Below are 23,956 nucleotides of genomic sequence, written 5' to 3' on the forward strand. Positions count from 1 at the left end.
GACGCTGCGGCACGACGAGGGAGTGAGCGGCGACTCGGCGGCGCCGGCTGTCGCCTGACGTCGTGTCGGCCGCGGGGCCGGCTCGTCAGGGGGCGGTGGGCGTCAGCCCGCGATCAGGATCCCTCCCGCCACGGCCGCCGCCACCCCCACGAGGAGGGCCACGACGCCGAACGCGATCTCGCCGACGCGGGAGCGGTGTTCGGCGGCGAGGTCCGTGGTGAAGACGCCCGGGTCGTCGGGGCGGTAGTGGATCGTGAGGTCCCGGCCGCGCGAGCCGACGGGATCGCGCAGCCCTTCGGTGCGGTAGGCGGTGACGGCGGTGCCGTCGTGGGTGGTGAAGGCGACGACCGGGGTGTGGCTGGTGAGGGTCTCACCGTCCTCGTCGACCGTGACGTCCTTCAGCACGGCGATGACGCGGCCCGGGACCGGGCCGCCGGAGGCGAGGCCCTCGATGCGCAGGCGGGTGTCGCGTACGGCCCCGGGCAGGTAGGTCGCGCCCAGCAGCGTCCAGGGCACGCCGAAGCCGATGAGGGCCCACGGCCAGCCCCGGTCGATCGAGGCGACGACGACCAGCCCGACGTAGATGAGGAAGACCGCGAAGTTGGGCCAGCCGAGCCCGCTCCGTCCGGCGTCCGGGTCGGTGGTGAAGCGGTAGGCGTGCGGGCGGCCAGGAGGGTAGCGGATGCCGATCTCCCGGCCCGTCCAGGCCGTGCTGATCCGGTCGCCGCACTCGCCGTCGTTGGTGACGGTGAACTCCTGCCCCGTGGCGGGATCGCGGAAGGTGACGACCACGGCGATCCCCTCGCGTCCCGAGCTCCCGTGCCGGGGCTCCGTGACCCGTTCGATCCGGCCCATGACGCGGACCGCCCGCTGGCCGCGGGTCACCCCGGCCAGCGACCGTCCGTATCCGACGAGCGCGACGGCGCCGAGGACGACGCACCACAACGCCAGATATCCGTGCCAGCCCATCCGTGCTCCTCCTGGTCCAAACCGCCTGCCCCGCCCGGCTCACCCGCTCTGTCCGGGCGCCCGTCCCGTCAGCGCGCCGGGACGCGCCGCACGATCTCGCCGTCGCCGTTCGCCTCCAACGAGGCGGCGCCGTCGGCGCCGGTCACCCCGACCCTGAGGGTGAGGGCGCCGGACAGGCTCTCGGCGGTGAGCTGCCAGGTCCGCGGGGAGCGGACGCCGAGAGTGGTCCTGGCCTCCCGGACGAGGGCGGGGACGCGCGGGTAGGGCAGGGCGTCCAGGTCGAAGCCGGGTGCCTGCGAGCCCGCGGGGGTGAAGACGACGGTGAGGAGGCGGTCCTGCACGACGACGGTGAGGGCCTGCCGCTTTTTTCCGTCGCCCTTGGTGAGCGAGTCGACCGCCTGACGCAGCCGGCCCTCGTCGAACAGGGACTGTCCGGGGCCGAGGGCGACGGTGCCGGACGCGGCCGAGACGATCGTGGTGGACGAGGTGCCGGGGGCGGCGGGCCCGGCGGCCGAGGGGGGCCGGTCGATGGGGTCTTCCGGGCCGAAGAGTTCGGCCCGGAAGAAGAAGACCACGCCGGCCGCGCCCAGCAGCAGGGCGAGGAGCGTGAGGTAGCCGCCGACGGTGCCACCCGGGGGCGGCTCGTCGGCCAGGACCGGGCCGGGCGCCGAATCGATGCGGGCCGCGGTCGCGCGGTCCTCCCATTCCGGTGTCGGGCGCTTCACCAGCTTCACCGCCCACGGCTGGTGCGGTGGGTACTGGACGACGACGATGCCGCCTGGTTTGTAGTCGGGCAGGTCGACGAGATTGACGGACTGGGTGGACTCGACGCGGTACGCCGGTCCGCCGTCCGGGGCGACGGTGAGGTCGAAGCGGACGGGCACGTCGCTGCTCTCCCCGCCGGTGGCACGCAGGCTCTCGATCATGGCGAGCGCGGTACGGGGGACGATGGCCGCCTCGCGTGCGCGCTGGGGCGCCCCAGCGGCGAGGACCAGCAGTCCGTAGGCGATGGGGACGGCCAGGCCGCCGACCAGCAGGGGAACGTGTTCGAGGACAGTGCCGACGACGAGTGCGGCGAGCGAGCTCCCGATCACCGCGCCCGTGAGGATCCCGCGGGCGAGGTCGAGGGGGGTGCGGCGCGTCGGCGATGCGCTCGGAGGGGCCGGCGTGATCGTCATACCGGGATTGTGGCGGTCCGGGCCGCGGTCCGGTAGGCGTCCGGGCGCCCTTCTCTCCCCCAACGGCGTTTCGTGGGATGGATGTTGTCACCTGCCGGGCCACCCGGGCGGCTGACCGATGCGTTGACCGTTCCGGACGCCGGGGAACCGCGGCTGCTCGGCTACGCCGATGCGCGCGTCCCCGAGCCGGCCCCGGGTCGGCCGCGGCTGCGCGACACCCCGATCGACGAGTTGGTCGAAACGATCGTCGCCCACATCAGGGCGGTACGCCCGCAGACCCTGATCACCCATGACGCGTACGGTCAGCTGACCGGGCATCCCGGTCACGTACGCACCCACCAGGCGACCGTCCTCGCCTTCCACGCCGCCGGCCTCGAACACCGCTACCCGGCCGCGGGACCGCCCTGGCTTTGTACGCGGCCCGCACCCGCATTCGCGCGCCGGCGCGCCGAGCTCGCTCATGAAGCGGGTCGGCAAAACGACCTTGAGTGTCCCGGACGAGCAGGGGGAGCACGGCGATCGACGTGGGCAGCCATCTCGATCAGAAGCGGAGGGCCGTCCTCGCCCACAGGAGCCAGGTTGCCAGGGAACGCCCCCTGCCTGGCAACCTCTCCCGCCAGGCGATCGGTCGCCGTCGGGTGCCGGTAAGGCGTTCGGCCGTCTCACAGGTCTACGAGAGACGTGTGGCCCGGGCCGGGTGGTCCGGGCCTTCCTCATGCCTCTCGGGAAAATCCTTCCCGGCCGTTGCTGGAGGCCGCTTGACGACTCCAGGGGGTGAAGAGGCCCCTCCCCGTCCAGGCCGAGACGTAAGCACCCGAGACCTGTCACTGTCCCGCTCGCTCAAACGGACTCACCTTGAGGACATTCCCATGACCACCCACCAGGCACCCGGGGCAGTAGACGAGCCGACCGGCGCTGCGCTGAAACGCAGCAGCAGCCGCTCTTGGGCTGGGCTCACGCCACACAAGGACGCTCTCACGCAGAGAGCCGAAGGACCACCTACCGCGAGGCACCCCCCTACCCACGCGGACGACACCACGCAGGTGTCCGCTGTCCTCGTTCGCCGCGCTCAAGGGAGTCGCATCATGACCCGGGACAACGTTCCCGCCCCCGCCCAGCCATCTGCCGCCGTACCGGTCCGGCCGGCGGGCCCCGCGCCCGCCGTGCAACAGGCGGCCGTCGGCACCGACATGCCTGCCGGGACAGTCCGAGGCACCGCCCAAGGCGCTGCCCAGGGCACGTCACGAACGCTCATGGCCACCTGACGGAAGAGTTCCTGGCCGGCCCGCCCGACTGGGTCAAGACCCTGTGGAGGCGTCATCAAGGGGCTGTGGGAGTAACCACCGGGGCCGGACAGGGCAATCCTGTCCGGCCCCGCCGTCGTTGGACGACCAGGACGGAGCGCTTCGCCGAGGCACCCGGGGCATCCGGACGGGTGAGTCTCTCCCTCGCCGACGCGCGGACGATCGGTTTCCTGTACGCGACGGCACCCACGGCCCGTACGGGACGATTACGTCCCGCTCGCCTCGCTCACCGCTCCGGCGCGGTCACGGTGGACGCCTGATGCAGGTCGACCAAGGTCCGGACGGGGGGCGGCAGCCAGCCCTCGACTGCCGTGCCCGGGCCGTCGCCGCTCTCGTCGTCGCCGCCGATCCGGCGCAGCATCTCCTCGGCGGTGGGCCGTCGGCCGGGATCCGACCGCAGGCAGTCCCGGACCAGCTCGACCAGGTCGCCGGGGAGCAGCCGCGACGCACGGTCGAGGACGTCACCCTGCGGGAACGGAGCCGCGCCGCAGGCATGGCAGAGCACCATGCCGAAGGCGTACGCGTCCACCGCCGCTGTCAGCGGACCGCCGCTGAACTGCTCCGGCGCCAGGAAACCCTGGGTGCCGACGACGAAGTCGGTGCGGGTCAGCGCGGTGCCATCGGCCGCCCGCGCGATGCCGAAGTCGATGACGCGCGGGCCGCTCTCGGCGACGACGATGTTGCTGGGCTTGAGGTCGCGGTGGATGATCCCGCAGGTGTGGATGCCTTCGAGCGCCTCGGCGATACCGAGGGCCAGGGAGCGGACGGTCCGGGCAGGCAGGGACCCGTGGGTGCGCAGCACGTCGGCGAGCGAGGGTCCCGGGATGTACTCGGTGACCAGCCAGGGCCGTTCGGCGTCGGGCCCGGCGTCGACCACGGGCGCGGTGTGGAAGCCGCCGACCCGGCGCACGGCCTCCACCTCCCGCGCGAAGCGCCGCCGGAAAGCGGGGTCGGCGGCGAGCTCGGCCCGGACCACTTTGACGGCCACCCTTCGGTCTCCCGGCGACATCCCCAGGTACACCGTGCCCATGCCGCCCTCGCCGAGCCGCGCGACGAGCCGGTACCGGCCGATCTCGCGGGGGTCGTCGTGGCGCAGGGGCTTGTGACGGACTGTCGCTGGGGACGGCGGTGCCTGGTGTGGGACCGCCCGCGAACGACCGGGCCCGCGGGGGCTCGCCGCGGTGTCCTCGGCCTCCGCGGCCCGGCGCATCCGCTCGATCTTCAGCTCGCTCTCGGCGCGCAGTTCCGCCGCCCGCTGCTCACCCTCGGCCTTCAGGATGGCGGCCTGGCGGGCCCCCTCGGCGGTGAGGATCGCGGCGCGCTTGTCGCGCTCGGCGCGCATCTGCTTCTCCATCGAGTCCTGGATGGAGGTCGGCGGCTCGATGGCCTTGAGTTCGACGCGGTTGACGCGGATGCCCCACCTGCCGGTGGCCTCGTCGAGGACTCCGAGCAGGGCGGCGTTGATCTCGCTGCGGGAGGTGGGGGTCCGCTCCAGGCCCATGCCGCCGATGATGCTGCGCAGGGTGGTGACGGTGAGCTGCTCGATCGCCTGGATGTAGCCGGCGACCGCGTAGGTCGCGGCGCGGGCGTCGGTCACCTGGTAGTAGACGACCGTGTCGATGTCGACGACCAGGTTGTCCTGGGTGACGATCGGCTGAGGTGGGAACGGCACCACCTGTTCGCGCAGGTCGATACGGTTGCGGATGCGGTCGAGCGGCGGGAAGAGCACGTGGAGCCCGGGTCCGAGCACCCTCCGGAAGCGTCCGCTGCGTTCGACGACCACTGCCTGTGCCTCCGGCACCCGGCGCACGGTCAGCAGGAACAGGCCGACGGCGGCGAGCACTACCGCCACCGGCACCGCCCAGACCAGCCAGTCGAGTGTGTCCGCCGCCGAACCCTCCGCCGCGATCTGCACACGCCCCCCATGTGTCGGTGTCCGACAACTCTTGTACCGTACTTCGCAGTTGCGTGCCGAGGGCCCCGCGCTCATCCGCGGGGCCGGGGTGAAGCCAGAGCCAGGATCTGACTCTTACTGCTCGTTTCAGAATGCCGCTGGAACTGAAGGAAGCGTTGACGCCATGGCAAGTTCGACCAGGACTTGGCAGAGGCTGGCACGTCGTTCGTAGCGGGTGTGGAGTCGCTGCTGGTGATTGAGCGGGGGCGGGCCCAGGTTGTGGTCCGGGCCCGCGTGGTGCGGTGGTCAGGCTTTTGTTGCGTCCTTGACGGCTTGGTTGATCTCACCTCCGGTGACGGTCGGGTTGGTGGCGGCCCCGGCCGGGGTGGTCTTCTTGGTGGCCTGGATGACGAGTTCGGCCATCTTCTCCAGGTGCTGGGTGGCGGTCTTCATGGCGTCCTGGGCGCGTTCGCCGGCGGCCTTGTCGCCGGCGGCGGCGGCTTCGATGCCCTTGGTGAGGACCTGGCCCATGGTGTTGAGGCCGCTCATGTCGCGGAACAGGTTCGCGGTGGTGATGGCCTGCGCGGCCTGGAGACCGGTCGGGTCGGGCATGGCCACCAGCGGCGTGAAGGACGCCGCGGTGGTGCCCAGGCCAGCCACCGAGAGGTCGAGGTTCTGCGCGCGGGTGCCGGTGGCGACCGGTGCGATGTCGGGGGCGGTGATCTGGATGGGCGAGTCCTTCCAGTTCCAGAACCGGGTGAGGTCGATCTTCTCGGCCGAGTTGGCCCGGCCGAGGACGGCCTCGGCGAACACGCCGTCGGTGGCGATGGCGATGGTGTTGGTCACCGACGCGCCGAGCGAGGTGTCGCTCTGGTGGCGGGCCTTGGCCCATGCCTCGCGGTCCTGTTCGGTGGGGAAGTTCCACCGGAAGCCGAGGTAGTTGCCGGTGGCGGCGACGGGCTTGGGGTCCAGCAGCATGCCGAGCGGGACCGCGGCGGCGGTCGAGCCGGCCGGGGTGTAGGAGTAGTTGGCGAGGATGCGGCTGAGGGTCAGTTCGTCGGCGTTGGCCCACACGGCCTGGCTGTAGTGGCGGCGGTTGTCGTTGAGGTGGTCCAGCACCGCTTGCGGCACGCTTCCGCCACGCACGTGGAAGCCGAGCGAGGAGAGGTAGGTGCGAGTGCCGGACTTCACCGTCGCACCGAACAGCCCGCACAGGGCCGCTCCGCCGGCGTCCTCGCTCAGGTCGGGCGCCGCGGTGGTGGTCTCGGCGACGCCGAAGTTGGCCACGCCCGAGGTCATCGTCAGGCGCAGTCCGGCGAGGCTGCCGCGGGCGCCGGTGCCAACCCAGGCGTCGTAGGAGAGCAGCTTGTCGGTGGGGCCGAAGGTGTAGGAGGCGCGCTGGAGGACGCCGGAGCCGCCACTGTCGCCGAAGCGGACGGTCTGGCCGGGGAAGACCACCTGGATGCTGCGGATTCCGGCCTCGTCGTACCAGACGTCGATCTTGGAGGCGTAGGAGGAGTCGGCCTTCGGCGGGGCGTCGAAGGCCAGCGGCGCTTCCCGTTGTGCCATCAGGATCCGCAGGAGGGAGCCGTCGGTCTTGAGCACCCAGTGGTCCCCGTTGGTGGACGAGACGATCTCGGCTATGCCGGTGATCGTCGCGAAGGGCAGCTTGGGAGTGGTCCAGGCCGTCGCGCCCGGTTCCACCACGAGGGCCTTGCCCTCGGCGGTGATGCCCCACAGCGTGCCGTCCGGACCTGCGGACAAGCGCTGCACGTTCGGCACCGGGGTCCGCTCCAGCCAGCCACCGCCGCTACGCTCGTAGGTCCGCCCCTGCCGGCAGTACCAGACCCTGTCCCGGCCGACAGCGGTGACGTCGTCAGCCAGGACGCTCGTGTCATGCGATACGCCGTTCGGGTCGCGGTAGTGGATCGCGTTGCCCATGCCGACGAGGTAGAGCGTGCCGTCCGGACCGCAGGCCAGAGAGCGTCCCGCCCAGCCCTGTGCGTCGCGCCGCCAGGTCGTGCCGTCGAACTGGACGAGCAGGTTGTCGGTCCTGAGCGCCCAGAGGGTGTCCTTGCCCGGGGCGATGCGGATCAGGCCGCTGTCCAGTCCGGTGGTGGGCAGCGGGTTCCACTGCCGGGCCACCGGGTCGAAGCGGACCGGGCTGCCGTCGGACTTGCGCACCCCGTACACGCCCACGGCGGAGGCGGCGATGTCCGCGAGGTCCACCCCGTCGAAGTGCGCCACCTGGGGTGCCTCCGGCGCCGTGCACGCGTCCAGCTTGCGCTCGGCGGTGTTGAAGGGGTTGGCCTCCCGGATCTTCTTCGCCCACTCGGTGGGCGCCACCGACGCCAGGACCTCCTTGTACCGCTGCAGGGTGGTGTTGGTGAAGGTGAGTTCCTGCAGCGGGATGAACAGGCAGCGTTCGAGCTTGGTCGGCTTGGTCGTCACGCTGTAGACCTGTACGACCTCGTAGTACTGCACCGACATCGCGTGCATGTGGTTGTAGTTGGTGACGACGCGGGTGAGGACCTTCTCCTTCTCCGACTGCGTCGTCTCCCGTACCACGGTCATGTTCCGGCTGCGGGCGGCGGTGGCCAGTTGCTGGGTGCGCGCGCTGATGCGCTGCGCGGCCTCGGCGGCGACCGACTTCACGCCGGTGGAGCGCGAGACCGCGGTCGTGAATCCCGAATTGGACGAGTTGCTCCAAGACGCGCCGCCGCTGATGATGCCGAGCGAGGTGCCGAAGGTGCCGCCCGAGCTGGCGGAGTTGCTTGCCTGGGAGGCCTGGGAGGTGCCGTACTGCTCCTCGCGAGCGATCGCGTTGGCGACCTCGCTGATCGAGCGGTTCTGGTCGGTGATGCTGGAGAGCGAGTCGTTCTCGGCGGTGCTCTCGGTGCCGGTGGCCTTGGTGCCGCGCTGCCAGTCGACGACCGCGACCCTGGTGCTCTCGCCGGGAGCGAGCGCCAGGCTGTGCAGCAGCCGGCCGAGCGTGACGCCCTCGGCCTTCCAGCTCTGCTCCGTGGTGACGATCATGCCCTCGGCCGGGCGGTCGTAGAACGGCAGGTTCTCCTCGCCGAGATCGATCGCACCGGTGAGCTTGCGCGCCGGCTTGGCGCCGGGGATGTCGGTGAGCACCACCGACCGGTAGCGGACGATCTCCGTGGGGTAGTTGCCGGTCGCCGGGAGCAGGTCCTTGGGTGTCTCGCCGTCCAGCCTGGCAGGGGCCGCCGGGGGTGTTGCCGGGGTGGTGGCAGGTGTTCCCGTGCTCGGGGTGGTCATCACAGTTCCCGTCTGCGAAGGAGGTCAGGGAGAGGCAGCCGGGCGTCGGAACGCCCAGCCCGTGGGCTAACGGCGCCTTCCGGTTCGCTCGAAAGCTATCCAGAACAATCACAACTTCATTGCATTCCAAGGAACTTGGCCAGATCCGGTGCGTGCCGAAACGACCCTCTTGCGACGTCCGCCCCGGCGAGCCGGCCAGTCGGACCGGAGGGCGCGGTGACGCCCCCGCGAACCGATTCGATTCGATTGCGACAGGTCGGGTCTGCGCTTTCCCGATCAAGGTCGAGGATGTGATGGACAGTTAAATAAAATGTGAATAGCATCGGTTGAACTGGGGAAATGGATTCCGGTCAGTTTCTTCCGAAAGGCGGAACCCATGTCCTCGACCACCGGCAGGCACCCCGCGCACGGCGGGCGGCCTTGTCGTCTGCGGCGCGGCGTCGCTGCTGGCCGCCGCGGCGGGATCATCCGCTTCGGCTGATCCCGTACCAGGACGCCGCCGGGGGAGAACAGCCGTCCGAGGCCGCACGGCGGCCACTTCCCGCAGCCGACCCGGTGGGGCCGCCGCAGGTGACACCCTGCGGCGGCCCCACCGTCCGGTTCAGAGCGAGGGCCGCAGCCGGCGAAGGCATATGAGCCCGCAGGCCAGTTCGAGCAGGCCCTGATGGAGGTCGGCGCGCCGCTCGTAGCGGGTGCGGAGCCGCTTGAACTGGTGCAGCCAGGCGAAGGCGCGCTCGACCGCCCAGCGCACCTTGCCCAAGCCGGAGCCGTGGGCGACACCGCGTCGGGCGATCAACTGCTTGATGCCGCGCTGCCGCAGCAGACGGCGGTACTTGTCGAAGTCGTAGCCCCGGTCGGTGTACAAGTGCCGCGGTCTGCGGCGGGGGCGCCCCGAAGTCCCCGGATCGGCGGGACCGCATCCAGCAACGGCAACAACCGGGTGACCTCGTGCCGATTCCCGCCAGTGAGCGTGACGGCGAGCGGGGTGCCGTGCCGATCGACGATCAGATGGTGCTTCGAGCCGGGCCGGGCGCGATCGACGTGCGAAGGGCCGACGTGGTCCCCCTTTCAGGGCCCGGACATGCGAGCCGTCCACGGCGCAGTCGTCGAGATCCAAGAGGTCGGCCCGGCGCAGCTCGGTCAGCGAGGCGGCGTGCAGACGTGACCAGACTCCGGCCTCAGTCCAGTCCCGCAGTCGGCGCCAGGCCGTCACTCCGGAGCAACCGACTATCTCGGCGGGGACGTCGCGCCAGGCGACGCCAGTCCGCAGCACGTACATCACACCAGCGAGGGCCGCCCGGTCGGGAGCACGCAGCCGACCCGGAAAGCGGTGGCGCCGCTCGGGCACAGGCGGAAGCAGCGGGGCCACCCGCTCCCACAGGTCATCCGGAACAAGATCAGTACGCACCCCGGACACCTTGTCGACCTAGATCGCCCAGCGCGAGACCCACGGCTCGATCATTCTGAAACGAGCAGTTGGAGCTCCCGGCAGTAGGCGTGCCGGTCGGTCTTAATCGAGTGCGAGAGTCCCGGTCCGGGTGGTACAAGGTCTGCGTGCCTGAGCATCTCTCCTTCCCCACCCTGCTGCGGATGATTGACGAGCGGTCCGCCGCGTTCCGCGCCGCCGTCGCCGCGGCCCCCAGCCTCGACGCAGACGTCCCGTCCTGCCCGGGCTGGACGCTGTACGACCTGGCGAACCACCTCAGTGAGGGGGACCGCTTCTGGGCCTACATCGTGTTGAACACCGCGCCGGGCGACGAGCGGCCGAGCAAGGACGGGCTGGCGGCGCCCAGGGAGCGCAAGGCCCTCATGACCTGGCTGGCCGACTCGACGGAGCAACTGCTCACCGCTCTGCGCGAGGCCGGCCCGGACCGGGGCTGCTGGGCCTGGTGGGAGCCGCTGGCCTCGCCGCACACGGTGGCGGCCGTGGCCCGCCGCCGCGTCCCGGAGTCACTGATCCACACCTACGACGCCCACCTGGCCTCCGGTACCCCGCAGGAGCTGCCGACGACCGAGGCGGTCGACGCCGTCGAGGAGTTCCTCGCCACCGTCTGCACCGTCACGGTCCCGTGGCCGGGCGAGCCCGCCACCATGGACTACCACGCGGCCGAGGCCGGCTCCTGGCGCCAGACGGTGGACGCCGCCGGTTCCCGCTTCACCCGCCTCACCTCGGCGGAGGCCGCCGAGAGCAAGCCCACCGCCGCCATCTACGGCACGGCGAGCGAGATGGCCCTGCTCATGTACATGCGCATCCCGGCCGGCTCGCTGCGGATCGAGGGCGATGCCGACCTGCTCCAGCAGCTGCAGGACTGGGGCTGAGACCGACCGGCAGATGGATCACTTGAGGCGTCGGGTGGTGGGGCGGCCGCCCCAGCGGTAGCGGCTCGTCGAGCGTCGGATGAGCATGCGGAGCCTGACGAGAGTGGCGGCGAGGCAGAGGGGGAAGTCCACGACGCGTAGCCGGAGCCGTGGACCAGCGCGAGCGCGATGTGCTCGAGGACGGTCCGGTCTGGAATCCGTCGCCGGTGGCAACCCGGCGGATGGCTCTCGGTGTATCCCTTCCGCACGGCAGCAGAGCGGCGAAGCGGTCCCACAGGGGTTCCGAAAGGCATGCTGGGACCGCAGACACGAGCCCTCCGGGTGATCACGGAGCGTCAAGAACTCCATGATCCCTCAGGCTCGTGCCTGCCTTGCGTTCGGGCCCGCCTGGGCTGCCCCACCCACCATTTGCCGGTCGGTCTTAGGCAGTCGCTTCACCTCTGATGCTGACGATACGGTCGGGCCGGCCGAGCCCGCTGGTCTGGATCCAACCCCGACCGTGTACGTGGCCGGCATCGATCAGGTCCTTTGCCTGCCCCGACGGAGCCAGCGTCTGGTTATAGCTCTGGACCAGCCCCTCCTCGGTGTCCGCGAACAGGTAGCGGGTCGCGTAGACCTGGCCGCTGTGTTCCCACTCGTGGCGGACAATCGGCTTCCGCAAGAGGGTCTCGAACCATGTCGCGGTGCGTTCAGCCAGTTCCTGCGGTGACCCGACCGCCTCCATCGCCAGGCTCGTCGGCTGGTCCGGGAGGAAGTAGAGCTGATTGTGGAGGCGGTCGCCGCGGACGCTGGAACCAACCAGGTGCACACCGATATCGATCAGCGACACCCTGCGGTGCTTATCGCTCAGCCCCACGAAGGCCAGGAGTGATGAATCGTCCTCGGGACGACCCACCCAGTTATGGGCATAAGGGACATTCCACGAGTCGGCCTGCTCGCGGAGAGCTGTCGCGAAGGCGAGCTCGGCAGCATCGAAGCCGAACTCATCGTCAGGGTCGTCTATCTCGAACCACGGATTCCCAAGCACGATGATCACAGTAGGACAGGCGGTCGACAGCATTCACCCGGTACTGGGAAACGATCACACGGCAAACGGGAAGCGATCTACGGGCGGCCTCTGTCCGCACTGATCAGGGCTGGTCGTGAACAGCCCTCCTCAGGCCGGTCCCCGGACGACGAGTGGACAGACGGCTTGAGGCGTAGGTGTACGCATGCGGCCCGGTTCCTGGGAATCCTGGCCTCATGCCATTTCAGTGGCCGGGACCCGCGAGGCGGGCCTGTGCCCGGGGCGGCGACCGGGCCCGGGGTGGGTCCTTGCCGTACCCGCGGGTGCGCCGCGCCCCGCGCAGCGCCCACATCGGGGACTGCCGCATGGTCGGCAAGACGTCAACCCGCTCACCCGCGACGAAGCGCGACCGAGTGGGTGCCTCGCGCCAGGATCCAGCGGTGTGATCCGTCGGACACGCCCGGGGCTCTGCTCGGGCTGCGAGGAGGCGCAGCCTGTTCCGGTTGTGCCCCTCGCTCTGCGCTCTGTGTGGCCCGCCTCAGCGGCGCCGTACGGTTCGGGTGCCGGTTGCGGTGACCGCTCCCCAGGCGGCGGCTGACGGCATGCAGGCTTCCTTTGCAGCGTCGATATTGTCGGCGATGAGTAGGACGCCGCCTGCGGCGAACGTGCTTGAGCCTTTTCCAACCTGGTGGCGAGACGGGGTGGGCGGGACATCGCGAGCGAGGGGAACGACGAAGCTCCTGGTAGACGGGTCCACGACCAAGGCCCGTCGGGTGCCGGGGGCTCACGTGCTCGTCCCCCCGTCGGCGATCGATCTGTTCAGAGCGGGCCTGCGTAGCCCTGTCAGGCGTCTTGTCCGCTCATCGCCGCAGGCTCTTTGTCTCGCCACCCTCCGGTTGGCAGGCCGATCGGAGGAGTTCCTCGTAGAAGGCGGGCTTTCCCCGCTCGGCCTCCAGGATGTCCAACAGGTCACGAGCCTCCTGTCGGCCCCCTGGATTGTTGAGGAACTCCCGGTGGATCAGGGTGAGCCCGCCCCGCAGCACCCGGAAGGTGCGGGCATACAGGCTGGAGGAGTCAGGGCTCTCGTCCCCGCCCTCTCCGGCAGCCAGTTGCAGCATCAGCCACAGCACGTGCTCGGCCTGCCTCGGTGTCAAGCCGTCGGTGAGCATGCCCAGCGTCACCGAGGCCACGGCCGGCGCCGGGTCTCTCAGGAACGAGCCCTCAAACGCGTGCCCGTCCATGGCATGCAGTGCGGCCGGGGCGCAGGTCAGCACGTCCTCCAGCAGCCCGTCGAGCAGGTGGGAGGCGGGCAGGTCGCAACCGCACCGGATTGCCGCCCAGTCGTGTCGGTGGATCTCCGCCCGCGCGATACTCGGCATGCTGCCCATTCCCGCGCTCCCTTGTACTGGGTTTTTCTGGTCTGACGGTTCTGGCCCCCGTGTGGGACGGATCTATGGAACGGTAAGGCTCCTGGCAGACGGGTTCTGAACCAAGATCGTCTGCAGTCGCCAGGAGCTTCGTGTGCCTGAGTCGTTCCTATCCTGTCTCTGCGGGGTGAAATGGCAGGTCAGCAGGGGTGCGCAACGAGACGAGGCTCCTGGTCGTCGCGGTGGTGTTCTCTACGCACCACGCATTGTCCGAGGAGCCTCGCTTGGCCCCGTATCGTGCCATGGTCGACGTCCCGCATGAGCTGGTCGAGCATGTTTCCTGGCTCATCTACGCACGAAGGTGTGAACGCCGTTCGCGGTGGCGGAAGCCGGGCTGCTTCCAGCAGGCCCTGCTCGCGCCGGTGCACCTGCGCAAGAACGAGCCGCTGCCCGCCCTGGCGGCCGGCTTCGGTATCTCGACAGCCACGGCCGGGCGCTACGTCGACGAGGCTCTCGACATCCTTGCGGCCTGGGCACCGGGCCTTCATGAGGCCCTGACCGGCCTGGGCGAGGGCGACTTCGTCATCGTCGACGGCACCCTGATCCCCACCGACCGCATCGCCGCCGATGAACCGTACTACTCCCAAAAGCACAGGCAGCATGGCGTGAACGTGCAGGTCATCACACACCCCGACGGCACACCGCTCTGGTTCTCCCGGGCGACACCGGGCCGGACCCACGACCTGACCGCCGCCCGCGCCCACGGCATCGTCCAGGCATGCCTCACCCGGCAGATCCTCGTGCTCGCGGACCGCGCCTACCAGGGCGCCGGCGCCACCTTCCGCACCCCGTACCACCACCACCGCGAACAGCCCGAGCACTACGAGCAGTTCAACCGGGACCACGCCCGGCTGAGGGCGCCTGGCGAACGGACCTTCGCACAGCTGAAGTCCTGGCGAATCCTCCGGCGGGCCAGATGCTCCACCCGCCGCATCGGCACCATCGTCCAAGCCGTCCGCACGCTGCTGACCTGCGGCTATTCAGGATGAAAACGGCTCACTTCTTCAATCCTCCTTGCGGAGTTGCGAGTTGTACGCGCCCGGCCCGAACCACACCACGCTCACAGGCAAAGCGACATGATCGAGATCACGGTTTACTGGAGGGGAAACTCATTCAGGGCAGAGGTCCACGCCGACGCCGAGAAAACGCAGCCGGCCGCCCCACAACGACAACGAGGCCCTGTGGGGGGACCGACCTCCCTCTCGGCGAACGGACCGGACACGGTGCGCCGTGTACCAGTTGCTTCGCCCAGGTCGAGGAACTCGCCTGACCCGAACCCTCGCGTCGGCTCCTTCGGCGGCACCGTCACCGGGTCCTGCAACGGAGGTGGCCCGGATGGGGTCTGGCCGTCACTGCTGTGTCGGCGATCCCGGTAGTCAGGCCCCGGTGAAAGACGTGGCGTCCCCGCGTCGCCCGCCGAGACTGCCGCTCCGTGCCTGATCGTTTCTCCCCGGTGCCGGGCGACAGTTGGATCATCACAACCTGATCAAGCCCCCACGCAGGTTGTATACAATCCGGCAGCCTGACCCGATGCGCATCAAGACCACCACCCTCATCGCGGGCGCCACTCTCGTCCTCAGCCTTACCGCCTGCGAAGGGGGCAGCAAGACCGGCTCGGACACACCGCGCCCGGCCCGGTCCACCGAACCGACCGCGACCGCCACGACCAAGGCCCCCGAGGTCGATGCCGAGGCGGGAACCTTGCCCGACATGACGGGCAAGGGCCTCCAGTCCGCGCAGGACCAGGCACAGGCCGCCGGCTTCTACGACCTGCACTCCCACGACGCCCTCGGCCGTGGCCGCATGCAGGCCCTCGACAGGAACTGGAAGGTCTGTGGCCAGATCCCGGCCGCAGGCAAGCACCCTACCGATGTCAAGATCGACTTCGCGGCGGTCAAGCTCGAAGAGGACTGCCCGAACGATGACCAGGGCAGCGCCGACCCCCAGGTCAGCACCACCATGCCCGACTTCACCGGGAAATCCGTCAAGGTCGCCCGGGAATCGCTCGACAGTTCCACCAGTCTCACCGTCACCGATGCCTCGCCCCGGGACCGTATGGTCATCGTCGAATCCAACTGGCAGGTCTGCACCCAGGAACCCGCCGCCGGCACCGAGCTCGACGGCCGGCCCGTCACCCTTACCGCCGTGAAGTTCGAAGAGAGCTGCTGACCCGATGCGAACGACGACCACCGGCCTCGTCGCCGCCGCCACCCTCGCGCTCGCACTGACCGCCTGCGGCACCACCCCCAAGCCCGACCGGCCCGCGGGCAAGCCCGAGAGCAGGCCCGGCGCCGCCGAGACCCCCCCTGAGCCCCGAGGCCAGAGAGAGCATCCGCGCCGCCAACGGCATCCCGCCCGAGCCTTCTCCCGAAGGCCGCGGCGCGTTCCTCGCCTTCCTCGACACGATCGACCCCGACATCGTCCACGGCAAGGAGGACAAGGCCATCAGCCGGGGTAAGGACACCTGCTCCACCTACAAGCGCTACCCCGGCGACACGGCCAAGCAGATCGACATGACCAACAAGCGGTGGACCAGCCCGACCCACCCGGAGGGCCACGGTCTCGCCACCGCCGCGAAGATCCTCGACGCATCCCACATGCACCTCTGTCCCGACTTCTGACCCGCCCTGGCTGGCTGCGACCAGCGCTAAGGGCTTGCAGGGGAGCCACACCTTGATTCCCTGCAAGCCCTTAGGCAGATCCCGGAATGCACCTGCCGTCAGCGCGATCTGTCACTCCAATGGTCTCCAGAATCAGGCGCTCCACGGCAGTGAGCGCGATCATGACCGGTGTAAGTGCAGTTCAGGAGCAGTCCTGGAGCCGCGGGTCCGATGGTCTCGTGTCCGTTCTGGCGAGGCTTGCACGTAATGGCGCCCTCCGAGGCCGTCATCCAGGCAACACAGCCTGGTCTAGTGCATCGCGCAGACAGCAGGGCTAGCCGCAGGACGGCAGCACACGAGCCAGGTACACCCGTGCTCTGTCCGCGTTACCCAGCAGGCATTGCGCCCGCCGACTCGCCGCTCCTCTTCCGTAGAACCGGAGGTCCAGATGGCACCGCATGAGCCTGCCACCGATCGTCTCGTGGAAGCTGCACGCAATGCTCCCGACGGCTTGATCGCTCGGCTCGTGGAAAGCGACGATTTCCGCGAGTCACTGCTCGGACAGGCGATCCGAGACTTCCAGCGGGCCTCGACCTCATCGCAGGAAGCAGCTGACGAGGTCCTGCCCATCAACCCTGTCACCCACGATCCCGCTTGGTGAAGCGCCTCAGACCGAAGCCGTATCACGCCCCCCTCCCGGTGGGTCGGCGGAGAACGGTGAAGGGAGACCCTGATGGACCGGCAAGCAGTTTCAGCTGCCAGGGTGTTGGTGACCGACCTGGATGGCACCCTCCTGGGAGGCGAACCACAGGAACGGCGCCGCCTGCGCGACGCCCTGGCCCGGCATCCGCACATCACGCTCGTATTCGCCACGGGACGCGGTCTTCCTTCTGTGCAGGCGCTTCTGCGTGATGATCCCCTCGTACCGGTGCCGCGCTGGATCATCGCCGACGTCGGTGCGAGCGTCATCGACGCCCCGCGGATGCTGCATGTCCACGGCCTGGAGGAACAGCTGCGGGAGGGCTGGCCCGGTGCGGAACTCGTACGGGCTCGGCTGAAGGCATTCCCGCAGCTTGTGTATCAGCACGGTGTGGCGCAGGAAGGCCGGTGCTCGTTCCATCTGGACCCGGCGGATCTCACCGGTGCGCTGAGGTTCGCGGTCAAGGCCTTGGGGTGCTCCTGGTCCTACTCGTCCGGTCAGTTCTTCGACGTGCTACCGGCCGGTGCGAGCAAGGGCAACGCGCTGGAGCTTCTCCGGCGCGGCATGGGCTGGCCGCGGCAGGCGGTGCTGGCGGTGGGGGACTCGCTCAACGACCTCTCGATGCTCTCGCGGGGCACACACGCCGTCGTCGTGGCGAACGCCGAGACGGCCCTGGCTGCTGCCGCTCCCGTGAGAGAGGAAGTGCATCACTCCGTGTGGGAGGGCGCTGCTGCCGTTTTGGAGGGGATGGAGCGCCTGGGCTGGCTGGCGAGCCGGTCGGTGACGGTCGGCTATCACCGCCCTCCCGTACGCTGGATCGACGGCGGCTGGCGTTCGCCGTGCAGTCCGAACGGGATCCTGCCGACCTTGCAGAGCGCGCTCGCCGATCAGCGTCTGAACGCCGTGTGGGCGGCAGCCCACACCGGTGAGAGGGCACCAACCGCCACCGCTGCGACGGCTGCCGGGGTTCCGCTCTCCCTCCTGCCGCTGAGCCCCGAGCGATGGGCCGGCTATTTTCATCGCGTATGCAAGGAGACACTCTGGCCGGCCCTGATGTCCCAGCCCGACCTCATCCGCGATCTGCCCCGTCACTGGCCTGACTACGAGCGCGTCAACCTCGCCTTCGCACATCACATCGCCTCCCTCGCGGCGCAGGGGGGAACAGTCTGGCTGCACGACTACAACCTGTGGCTCGTTGCGGCAGCTCTCAAGGTTCAGCGGCCCGACCTGGCCATCGGGCTGTTCCACCACACGCCGTTCCCCAGGCCCGAAGTGTTCCGTCGGATTCCAGCGGCCGAGCAACTGATCGAGTCACTCGCGCACCTGGACTGGGCGGGCTTCCACACCGCGGACAGCGCCAACAACTTCCGCCGGCTGTTCGCCTCTGCCTCCAGGCTTGTCCCCCGCCTGGGCGTGCACCCCCTCGGCATCGACCGACGAGCCGTCGCCGACATGGCCAGGGCCCGCCTCGGACATCGGCGTCAGGACAGCGGTGGCGACGACAGTCAGCTCGTTCTGTCCGTGGAGCGGCTCGACTACGCCAAAGCGCCCGTCCACAAGATCCACGCACTCGATGCGCTCCTGACACAAACACCCGCGCTCCGGGGGAAGGTGTCCTACCGTCTGATCTGCCCGCCTCCGGAACCCGGCATCGAGGCCTACGACACCACCTGCGAGGAACTCGAAAGAGCGATCAGCCGCATCAATCGCCGATGGGGCACACCTGCCTGGGAGCCCGTCGACTACATCCCCCACAACCTCGAGTTCCCCGAGGTCGTCGACCACTACCTGGCAGCCGACGTGTTCTGGGTGACCTCACTCGCCGACGGCATGAACCTCACCGCCCAGGAGTACATCACCACACATCACGCCACCGACCGCCCTGGAACGCTCGTGCTGTCCCAGTACGCGGGAGTGGCCCAGCACATAGGATCCGCGGCCCTGCTCACCGACCCCCTCAGCACGCAAGACCTCGTCGCCACCCTGCGCACCGCGCTGACCATGCCCGTGCGTGAACGCACCAGGCACATCAACCAGCTGCAAGACCTGCTCGATATCCCAGCCCCCGATCTGTGGGCCCGTGCGTGCATCACCGCCATCGAACGCGCCAGAGCCCCCTTGCAGACCGGCCGCTTCCTTGCCCATACAACGACCTGAGCGCACCGGGCCGTTCAGCTCTTCGCAAGCCGCCCGCAGGCAAGTGCGCCGGCCACAGCGGAGGGGACGGCCGCACTCCCATCGCGGGCGCTGGCGGCATCGGGGCCGCCATCGTCGTCACGGCGGTGACCGGCAGCAGGCGCGTCGGCCGGATCGGCCACTTCGTACGTACGTACCTCGGCTCGGGGAACTGGGTGATCGCCATGGCACGCCCCGAGCCGCCCGTGGACCGTCCCGTCCCGGCCCGCGCCGAACTCGCGGACTTCCGGCGCGCGCAGGGCCACGGCGGGCCTGACCTACCGAGAGATGTCCCGGGTTGCGAACGGGATGCCGTCCAAGACCACCTTCGAGCGGGCTGCCTCCGGAGCCTGCGACCCGATCCTGTCGACCGTCGAGATCTACGTCGACCTGACCATGGCGAAGGAGGAAGAGTTCGGCGGCAGCATCCGCTGTTCGTCGCCCTCGACGTCCTCTGCACCTGTGCTGCCTCCAGGGCACAGCTGGGCCGCGGGGCCCGCCGCACCAGTCAGCGTGACGACCTTGGAACGCCCCCCGCTTCGAGGCCGGCGTTGCCAGAGGTGCTGGCGGAGGTGACCAGCACGGTCAGGAGAAGGCTGGGGGGCGACGTCAAGATGGCGCTGCGGCCTGCGATCTTCTTGACGGCGTCGAGGCCCTTGAGTTTCGTTGCCACGTCGCCGGCCTTGGAACGAGAGGCCCTCGCTGATCGAACGGGTTTTCCATCGGCCGGCCCCCGCGCGATCACGCGGACGACGAACCGTGGTGATTTAGGCGAGGCATCGTCACAGAACTGTGAAACACGCGCGTGAAGCTGGTGTTCACCACAGCGCAGTTCGTGCGCTGCCATTCGGGGGAGTACCGCCATGAGCACCGTTCGCAGAGCAGCCGTCGTCCTCGTCGCCGTGTCCGCGCTGGCCCTGACCGCCTGCGGGCCGTCCGAGGACGGAGCCGCCGGCGGGACCGGCGTCCCGGCCACGACTCCTCCCGCCGCCCCCTCCTCCTCGACCACGCCGACGACGCCGACCACGCCGACGACGCCGGCGAAGCCCTCGAAGTCCGTCGAGCCGTCGAAGCCGGGGAAGCCGTCGGCATCCGCCAAGCCGACCACGCCGTCCTCGCCGTCGACCGACCCGGACTACGACGTCTTCCCGTGCAGCACCTACGACCTGAAGTTCACCGCGACTCTGGCCGAGCCCACGACCAGCAGCTACCTGCTGAAGATCACCAACAAGACGGGGAAGCCGTGCCGTGTGCTCGGCCACCCCGTCGTGACCTTCGGCGACCTCGACGGGCAGGCGACGCGGCGCGGCACGGCCCCCGGCATCGAGGGGGCCATCCGGCTCGCGCCGGGCGAGTCCGCCTACGCGGGACTCATGGGGGGCCCGAAGAGTGCCAAGAGCAGGACGGTCTCCTCGATCGCCATGACGATGGACACCGAGTCGGACCTCGAGCAGGTGCCGCTCAAGGCAGCGACGCCGGGCCTGAACGTCTCCGACGACAACTCCGTCACCACCTGGATGGACAACGCCGAGGACGCGCTGAGCCTGTAGCCGGGGCCGGAGCGCCTCCGGACGGGCTCAGCCTCCGCCCAGGACCGTGATGTACGCGGCCTCCCGGACCTCCCGATCCGGGTGGCGGCGCAGGCCCGCGACGGCCGCGCGGCAGCTCTCCGGCCAGTTGAGGCGGTCTCCGAGGGCCGTGGCGAGACCGACGGCGAGGAGGCCTTCCACCAGGCCGCCGTCGTCGCCCAGGGTGCCCACTGCCGCCAGGGCGGCGGTGGGGTCGGCGAGCGGCCTGCCGTACCGGTGCGCGTCCTCCACGTCCTCGGCCACCCGGACGGCCAGGACGGGGCGGCCCTCGATCGCCGCGGTCAGCTCGCGGAGCGAGAGCAGCAGTTCGGGCCCGGTCGCCTCCAGGTCGACCGCTCGTACGAGGAGCGCGGTGCGGGTCCCGGTGACCGCCGGTTCGGCCGCCAGCCGCCGGGCCAGGGCGGCGCACATCCGGTGGTCCCTGATCGAGGAGCCGACGAGGGATTCCAGGCGACGGCGTGCGGGCAGGTCCCCACCGCGCCCGCGGCCCTCCGGTTCGCCGGCCGCGATGAGCGCCAGAAGCCGGTCCACGACGCCGTGCAGAAGGCTGCCGGGTGCCACGCCGCCGATCGGGTGGGGCAGTTCGGACTGGGCGAGTTCCGTCAGCGCGTGACCGGCCCGGTACGTGTTCAGGGGCGAGGCGAGGTCCGCGTAGACGTCCGCGAGGGCGGTGCCGGCCGCGGGCGTGTACGGCGCCCAGTCGCGGAGGGCGGACAGGGCCTGGTCCGCCACGCGCTCCTCGGGGGCGAAGACCAGCCGGGCGACGAGCTCGCCGTACCGCGCCCGGTGGGCCGGGGCCAGGTCCGCCGGGCCCGGGCCCAGGAGGGCGAGCCGGGCGGTGTCGGGTCCCTCGGCGGCCGCCGAGTCCAGCAGGGCCCACATCCCCTCGTCCGGCAGCAGTGTCGCGGCCAGACCGACGACGGTGGCGTGTACGTCCGGATGGATGCCCGGAGTGCGGCCCACGCCGGACAGGAGCGCGGTCGCGGCACCCGGGGGCAGATGGCGGGCGGCGAGCCGGGCCGCCGCCTTCCTGACGGTGACCTTCACCCCCGTCTCGCGGGTCAGGACGTCACGGAGCAGGGAGGCCACCCGGCTGGGCCGGGCGTGGGCCGCGGCGCGAGCGGCGGCGGACCAGGCGGCCGCCGTGCGGTCGTCGCCCGCACGGTCGATCAGGGTGTCGAGGGCCGAGGCCGGGTCGTCGGTGTGGGCGGCCGCGTCCAGAGCGGCCGCCGTCAGAGGGGACACGCCCCGACCGGCCGAGTCCTCGGCCCCGGCCACGGCGGGCGCCGGGGTGGTGTACCGCCGGAGCAGGGCGCTTCCGTGCACCGGTACCGGGGCCACCGCACGGAGCAGCGCGGCACGTTCGTCGAGACCGCGGCCGGCATCGGCGATGACGCCCGCGGCCAGCCGGACCGCGGCCTCCTGCTGTCGGGGCAGCCACCGGTCGGCGTACCGGAAAGGGGGCAACGGCCGGGGAGCGCCGGCCGCGGGGAACCGGCCGCCCGGGAACGGTGTCCCGTTCAGGGCGCGGTCCAGCAGGTCGGTGCGCTCCATGGCGAGTACGGCGAGCACCTGGGGCACGAAGGCCGCGGACGGCTCCCGCTCCAGCAACCGGGCCACGCGGTCGCCCCGGGGCGCCGGATCGGCCAGCCAGGCCGCCGCGACCTCGCCGAAGACCCCGTCCGGACAGACGCGCAGGGCCTGTTCGAGACGATCCCGGAGTCCCGGGATCCGGTACGCGCGGCGCCCGCCGGACCTGACCAGCGCCAGCAAGGGCGCGACGTCGCCGTCGACGGCAGCCCGGTCCAGCCACGGCCCGAGCACGTCGAGCAGGGCGTCGGCCCCGCTCCCGCGCAGCGCCTCGCCGAAACGATTCAGCTCCACCGTTCCGATGCGGGCGATGAGCGCTTCCGTCAGGCGCACGGCAGTCGGCAGGGCGGTGGCGGCGACAGCGTCCGTACCGTTCACGGCGGTGGAGAGCAGGGTCACGGCCAGGGACCGGATCGTGTCCCGGGTCCCGTGCGAGCAGTCCCGGGCCCTCAGGCCGTCCAGGCACAGCCGTTCCAGGGACGCGGACCCGGTGCGATCCCCGGCGGACACGCCGGCCCCGAGGGCGGCCGTGAGCAAGGGCGCCGGCAGCCCGGCGAGGGCTGACAGGGCCTCCCCGCGTACGGGGTCGCGTTCGTTGGTCAGCCGGCCGGCGGCGAGCGCGAGGACCTCCGCGACCTGTTCCGGATCGCGGGTGTGGCCGGCGTTGGCGACCAGCCGGTCCCAGATCGTCCCGCGCTCCTCGGGGTCGTTGCCGCGGAGGCCGGCCAGCAGCTGTGGGCGGGCCTCGGCGGTCGGCAGCAGGGCGAGGAGGGCCCAGAGGTCCCAGCCGGAGTGAGCGCCGGCGCGAATCCGCTCGATCTCGGTACGGGCGCGGGCGTGCCGCTCGGCGGCCGGCAGCAGGGCGAGCACCCCCGCGTGCGCGCGGACGTTCCGGTACGGGGCGCCCATGGTGACGACCGCGTCCACGAAACCGGGGCGGCGAGCGGGCGGCACCGACCGCAGCAGGACGACGAAGGCCTCCCGGTGGAACCACCGGGCTCCCAGCAGGGGCAGGGACGGCGGGTCCGCCGCCGCCAGCTGCCGCATGACCGTCCGGCCGGGCGTCCGTTCCCACCGGGCGGCCGTCCGGACGGGGTCGGCGAACCAGCGGGCGACGCGCTCGGCGTCGACCGCGACGAGATCGCCCAGCCGGTCGAGCACCGGACCGGGAAGGTTGTCGGGGCCGTACCGCTCGAGCAGGTCCAGCACGCGCTCCGGCGCGGCGGGCAGGGCGGCCGCGATCCCGGTGGCGTGCCGCCGCCACCGGAGATCGCGCGACTGCTTCGGAAGGCCTTCGAGTTCCCGTTCCATCTGGTCGAGGACGGCGACGGGATGGCGGACGGCCAGGGTGCTCCAGTCCTCGTACGAGAGCGCCCCGGCGAGTTCGGGCAGCAGCCGCGCGGTGAACTCCGCCGAGCAGCCCGGCAGCAGCCTGGCGGCGTCCCGGTCGCCGTACTCGCCGCGTACCCGGAGCACCAGCCGCTCGGCGAGCGCGGGCCGCCGCCCGTCGCGCAGCAGCCGTGCGAGGTCGGCGCGGACCACGGCGGGCGCGTCGTCGTGGGCGGCCTCGACGGCGGCGTCCGGGACGGGCAGCCGCCGGGCGCCGCGCAGCGCGTACCGGCGGACCACCGGGTCCGGATCGCCGAGCCGGGCCGCCAGGTGTCCGAGCTCCCCGGCGGTCAGGGCCGCGAGCGCGGCGAGCCGGCGCTCGTACGGGCCGAGCGCGTCCAGCGAGGCGAGCAGGGGACGGAGTCCGCCGTGGGCGGCGAGCCGGTGGGCGGTGACGGCGGTGAACCGGAGCCGGGCGGCGTGCGGCAGGGGTTCGAGGGCGGCGAGCAGCTGGGCGGCGGTGGAGATCATCGCGGGCATTGTGCCCGATGGCGCGCCCCCGTCCCACCGGATATCGGACCGGCCGGACGGGGG

Annotated in this window: 14 protein-coding genes and 4 pseudogenes; 7 read left to right on the plus strand and 11 right to left on the minus strand. The window is 70.9% G+C overall.

Annotation, left to right across the window (positions count from 1 at the left end; translation table 11 throughout):
• Positions 1-102: 102 nt before the first annotated feature.
• Positions 103-969: a DUF3592 domain-containing protein gene (locus ACFYUS_RS28245; protein WP_388857913.1), complete on the minus strand. Its 867-nt coding sequence runs from the start codon at positions 967-969 to the stop codon at positions 103-105.
• A gap of 68 nt (positions 970-1,037) precedes the next feature.
• Positions 1,038-2,147 (minus strand): hypothetical protein, encoded by a 1,110-nt coding sequence (locus ACFYUS_RS28250; protein WP_388857916.1) that lies wholly within the window; start codon positions 2,145-2,147, stop codon positions 1,038-1,040.
• An 81-nt stretch (positions 2,148-2,228) separates the two neighbouring features.
• On the opposite strand from ACFYUS_RS28250, the gene ACFYUS_RS28255 reads away from it, so the two are divergent.
• Complete coding sequence (locus tag ACFYUS_RS28255; protein WP_388857919.1) at positions 2,229-2,795, plus strand: PIG-L deacetylase family protein; 567 nt, start codon at positions 2,229-2,231, stop codon at positions 2,793-2,795.
• Between the two features lie 882 nt (positions 2,796-3,677).
• On the opposite strand, the gene ACFYUS_RS28260 is transcribed toward ACFYUS_RS28255, so the two are convergent.
• The 4 genes and pseudogenes from ACFYUS_RS28260 to ACFYUS_RS28275 all read right to left on the minus strand — a co-directional run bounded on the left by ACFYUS_RS28260 (position 3,678) and on the right by ACFYUS_RS28275 (position 10,035).
• Positions 3,678-4,661 (minus strand): serine/threonine-protein kinase, encoded by a 984-nt coding sequence (locus ACFYUS_RS28260; protein WP_388858243.1) that lies wholly within the window; start codon positions 4,659-4,661, stop codon positions 3,678-3,680.
• Positions 4,638-5,441: pseudogene (locus ACFYUS_RS28265) on the minus strand (SPFH domain-containing protein); the annotation flags it as partial. The gene ACFYUS_RS28260 and the pseudogene ACFYUS_RS28265, both read right to left, overlap by 24 nt.
• 210 nt (positions 5,442-5,651) lie before the next feature.
• Positions 5,652-8,627 (minus strand): hypothetical protein, encoded by a 2,976-nt coding sequence (locus ACFYUS_RS28270; protein WP_388857922.1) that lies wholly within the window; start codon positions 8,625-8,627, stop codon positions 5,652-5,654.
• A 601-nt stretch (positions 8,628-9,228) separates the two neighbouring features.
• Positions 9,229-10,035 (minus strand): annotated as a pseudogene (locus ACFYUS_RS28275) (IS5 family transposase).
• A 146-nt stretch (positions 10,036-10,181) separates the two neighbouring features.
• Between ACFYUS_RS28275 and ACFYUS_RS28280 the strand changes: the two are divergent.
• On the plus strand, positions 10,182-10,946 hold the full coding sequence (locus ACFYUS_RS28280) for a maleylpyruvate isomerase family mycothiol-dependent enzyme (RefSeq protein WP_388857925.1): 765 nt from the start codon (positions 10,182-10,184) through the stop codon (positions 10,944-10,946).
• 18 nt (positions 10,947-10,964) lie between these two features.
• Here ACFYUS_RS28280 and ACFYUS_RS28285 read toward each other — a convergent pair.
• The 4 genes and pseudogenes from ACFYUS_RS28285 to ACFYUS_RS28300 form a co-directional block, all read right to left on the minus strand.
• A pseudogene (locus ACFYUS_RS28285) lies at positions 10,965-11,090 on the minus strand (IS5/IS1182 family transposase); the annotation flags it as partial.
• Positions 11,084-11,256: pseudogene (locus ACFYUS_RS28290) on the minus strand (IS5/IS1182 family transposase); the annotation flags it as partial. The pseudogenes ACFYUS_RS28285 and ACFYUS_RS28290, both read right to left, overlap by 7 nt.
• 111 nt (positions 11,257-11,367) lie before the next feature.
• Positions 11,368-11,982: a hypothetical protein gene (locus tag ACFYUS_RS28295; RefSeq protein ID WP_388857928.1), complete on the minus strand. Its 615-nt coding sequence runs from the start codon at positions 11,980-11,982 to the stop codon at positions 11,368-11,370.
• An 830-nt stretch (positions 11,983-12,812) separates the two neighbouring features.
• Positions 12,813-13,340 (minus strand): hypothetical protein, encoded by a 528-nt coding sequence (locus ACFYUS_RS28300; RefSeq protein ID WP_388857931.1) that lies wholly within the window; start codon positions 13,338-13,340, stop codon positions 12,813-12,815.
• 281 nt (positions 13,341-13,621) lie between these two features.
• Here ACFYUS_RS28300 and ACFYUS_RS28305 point away from each other — a divergent pair, with 281 nt between their 5' ends.
• The 5 genes from ACFYUS_RS28305 (at position 13,622) to ACFYUS_RS28325 (ending at position 20,404) form a co-directional block, all read left to right on the plus strand.
• A complete protein-coding gene (locus ACFYUS_RS28305) occupies positions 13,622-14,368 on the plus strand; it encodes a transposase family protein (protein ID WP_388858246.1) in 747 nt (248 codons plus the stop codon).
• A 541-nt stretch (positions 14,369-14,909) separates the two neighbouring features.
• On the plus strand, positions 14,910-15,548 hold the full coding sequence (locus ACFYUS_RS28310) for a hypothetical protein (RefSeq protein ID WP_388857934.1): 639 nt from the start codon (positions 14,910-14,912) through the stop codon (positions 15,546-15,548).
• A gap of 879 nt (positions 15,549-16,427) precedes the next feature.
• The gene (locus tag ACFYUS_RS28315) at positions 16,428-16,640 is read left to right on the plus strand and encodes a hypothetical protein (protein ID WP_385656497.1); all 213 of its coding nucleotides are present in this window, start codon (positions 16,428-16,430) and stop codon (positions 16,638-16,640) included.
• Between the two features lie 72 nt (positions 16,641-16,712).
• The gene (locus ACFYUS_RS28320; RefSeq protein ID WP_388857938.1) at positions 16,713-18,836 is read left to right on the plus strand and encodes an HAD-IIB family hydrolase; all 2,124 of its coding nucleotides are present in this window, start codon (positions 16,713-16,715) and stop codon (positions 18,834-18,836) included.
• Between the two features lie 881 nt (positions 18,837-19,717).
• Entirely contained in the window at positions 19,718-20,404 is a 687-nt protein-coding gene (locus ACFYUS_RS28325; RefSeq protein WP_388857941.1) for a DUF4232 domain-containing protein, read from the plus strand.
• A 27-nt stretch (positions 20,405-20,431) separates the two neighbouring features.
• Here ACFYUS_RS28325 and ACFYUS_RS28330 read toward each other — a convergent pair whose 3' ends face one another.
• Positions 20,432-23,893, minus strand: coding sequence for a hypothetical protein (locus ACFYUS_RS28330; RefSeq protein ID WP_388857944.1), 3,462 nt, complete (start codon positions 23,891-23,893; stop codon positions 20,432-20,434).
• Positions 23,894-23,956: the final 63 nt, after the last annotated feature.

It is taken from the genome of Streptomyces sp. NPDC004284 (assembly GCF_042874035.1).
In the GTDB taxonomy this organism is placed as follows: Bacteria; Actinomycetota; Actinomycetes; order Streptomycetales; family Streptomycetaceae; genus Streptomyces.